Source organism: Mycobacterium sp. (genome assembly GCF_032161845.1).
In the GTDB taxonomy this organism is placed as follows: domain Bacteria; phylum Actinomycetota; class Actinomycetes; order Mycobacteriales; family Mycobacteriaceae; genus Mycobacterium.
On record NZ_JAVRQA010000357.1, the window covers coordinates 1 to 2,882 of the forward strand.

Below are 2,882 nucleotides of genomic sequence, written 5' to 3' on the forward strand. Positions count from 1 at the left end.
CGATCGCGCCGCGGCCGGGACCGTACGCCAGCGTCGGGTCGGCGTCGACCTCTTCGAGGTAGCGCTCCCAGACTCCGGTCCGGCCCGGGGTGTGCATGCCGGTCATGTAGTAGTGCATGATCCCGAACGAGAAGAACCCACCGCCGACGCCGAGCCTCTGCACGGCCTGCTCGTCGGTCTTGGCCACCATCATCGACAGGTCGCCGCCGATGGCCAGGATGTTGGGGTTCATCACCGGTGTGACGGGTGAGCCGTTCTCCTCGAGTTCCCGGTAGTAGCCGTCGACGCGCTCCTTGAGCGGCCCCGGTCCCGTGTATGCGAAACTCAGTGCGCCGATGGCCTTTTGCGCGGCCATCTGGACCGAGGACGGTCGGGTACATGCCACCCAGACGGGTGGATGCGGCTGCTGCGACGGCTTGGGGATCACGTTGCGCGCCGGCATCTCGATGTGCTGGCCCTTGAAGCCGGTGAACGGCTCCTCCGTCATGCAGCGGATGGCGACCTCGAGGGCCTCCTCCCACTGTCCCCGCTTGTCGGCTGGATCGATGTTGAAGCCTCCGAGCTCACCGACCGAGGACGATTCACCGGTGCCGAACTCGACTCGGCCGTTGGAGATGAGGTCCAGCGTGGAGACCCGCTCCGCCACCCGGGCCGGATGGTTGACGGCGGGAGGAAGGTGCATGATGCCGAAGCCGAGCCGAATGTCCTTGGTGCGCTGGCTCGCCGCGGCGAGGAACATCTCTGGCGCGGTCGAGTGGCAGTACTCCTCGAGGAAGTGGTGTTCGGTCAGCCAGACCGTCGAGAAGCCCGCCTCGTCCGCCAGCTCGACCTCGTCCAGACCGTCCTGAAACAACTGCTGCTCGTCGTCGGCGACCCACGGTCGCGGGAGCGCGAACTCGTAAAACAATGAGATCTTCATGATTACCTCCGATAAGTGTCGAGCGTCGAATCGCTAGTGGTGTGCTGGTCGTCGTTCATCGAACCGATGTGCTTGGCGGCTACGTACCCGAACGTCATGGCGGGGCCGATGGTCGCACCGGCACCTGCGTAGCTGCGGCCCATCACCGCCGCGGTGGCATTGCCCGTCGCGTACAGCCCGTCGATCACCGTGTCGTCCTGGCGAAGGACACGGGCGAACTCGTCGGTGCGTAGACCGCCGGACGTCCCGAGGTCGCCGAGGATGATCTGGAAGGCGTAGTACGGGCCCTTGCCAAGCGGATGCAGGTTGGGGTTCGGCAACGTCGGGTCGCCGTAGTAGTTGTCGTAGGCGCTGTCACCGCGGTTGAAGTCGTCGTCGTGCCCCTTGCGGGCCAACGCGTTGAATCGCTCGACGGTGTGGCGCAGGTTGCCGGCGGGCACGCCGATCTGGGCGGCCAGGTCGTCAAAGCTGCTGCCCTGCTTGACCACACCGGAATCCAGCCACGCCTTGGGCACCTTCCTTCCGGTGGGCACGGGTGCGAACGGCACCTTGGGAATGGGCAGGTGACCGCCGACGACATACCGGTGGAATGAGCCGATGTCGGTGACGAGCCAGCACGGTATGTGGCTGACGCCGGTGCGTTGGCCCTCGATCATCGCGTGGGCGAAGTCCATGTAGGGCGCAGCCTCGTTGATGAACCGCTTCCCGTCGCCGTTGACGACGATCTGCGACGGCATCATTCGCTCGTTGAGCATGAACTGCAGCCTGCCGTCGGGCCAGCACATGGCGGGGAACCACCAGGCTTCGTCAAGCAGGTCGGTGGAGGCACCGACCTTCTCCCCCGCCCTGATCCCGTCACCCATGGCTGCGGGATTGCCGAAACTCCAGTCCTTCTGCAGTTCGGGCAGGTGTTCCCTGCGCCAGGCCATGTCGTGGTCGAACCCGCCGGATGCCAGGATCACGCCGCGCCGGACTCCGATCCGCTGGGCCGTGCCGTTGCGTTCGACGACGGCGCCGACGACCTTGCCGTCGACGTCGGTGATCAACTCCGTCATGGGTGCGTCGAGCCACAGCGGTACGTCGTGTTCCTTGAGGGCCAGCCGCATTCGCGCCATCAGTGACTGCCCGATCGCGGCCATCCGGTCACCGAACACCCTCGCCCGGAACATCCTCCAGATGAGTTTGAGCAGCACCGCCTTCCCTCGCCAGTTCTGGCGTACCTGGTAGAACAGTCGCAGGTCCTTGGGTGCGAACCAGATGCCCATGGGCGCCAACGCCAACGGCGTCAGAAGGCTGCGCTCTTCGTCACCGAGCTTTCGCAGGTCGATCTCGGGCACGTTGATGGTGCTGCCGCGCTCGGAGCCGCCGGGAAGTTCGGGGTAATAGTCGGCGTATCCCGGCTTCCAGACGAACTCGAACCACGGGCTCGAGTTCTCCAAGAATTCCATCATCTCCGGGGCGGCATCGACGTACTGCCGCAACCGGGCATCGCTGACGAGGCCGTCGGTGATCTGCTTCAAATAGGTGAAGACGTCGTCCCGCGACGGCTCATAACCGGCCCGTCTCTGTGCCGGTGCACCCGGTACCCAGATGCCGCCACCTGAGAGAGCGGTGGAACCACCGAACTGAGAGGACTTCTCGACGATCAGGGCGTCGAGGCCGTCGGCGTCGGCCTTGAGCGCGGCGGTCATGCCGCCACCGCCTGATCCGACGACGAGCACGTCGACCTCGTGGTCGAACACGGGAAGTGTCATGACGTCTCCGCCGTCCGGACCGCGAAACCGGCGATCAACTCGGGAGCAGCGCGGTAGTAACGCTCCTTCGTCTCGTATGGCCCCTGGGTGGCCAGCGCCGCGAAAGCCGCTATCCACGTGCGGACTTCGTGGGCAGAGTTGCCCGCCTCGGCGGCGATCCACGCGTTCGACCAGCCGTCGACGTCGGCGACCCGGTTGGCGTCCAGCAG

The 2,882-nt window shown here is 65.7% G+C and carries 2 protein-coding genes and 1 pseudogene; all 3 read right to left on the minus strand.

Annotated features, from left to right (window positions below; all coding sequences use genetic code 11):
* The coding region (locus QOD90_RS19210; protein WP_526352421.1) for an LLM class flavin-dependent oxidoreductase at nt 1-919 on the minus strand (919 nt) is incomplete at its 3' end.
* A 2-nt stretch (nt 920-921) separates the two neighbouring features.
* Complete coding sequence (locus tag QOD90_RS19215; RefSeq protein WP_526352422.1) at nt 922-2,673, minus strand: FAD-dependent oxidoreductase; 1,752 nt, start codon at nt 2,671-2,673, stop codon at nt 922-924.
* Nucleotides 2,670-2,882 (minus strand): annotated as a pseudogene (gene mhpB, locus QOD90_RS19220) (3-carboxyethylcatechol 2,3-dioxygenase); the annotation flags it as partial. The pseudogene mhpB and the gene QOD90_RS19215, both read right to left, overlap by 4 nt.

Bases quoted from the DNA above. Each gene is read 5' to 3' on its own strand.
- QOD90_RS19215 (WP_526352422.1), bottom strand. From the start codon at position 2,673: ATGACACTTCCCGTGTTCGACCACGAGGTCGACGTGCTCGTCGTCGGA.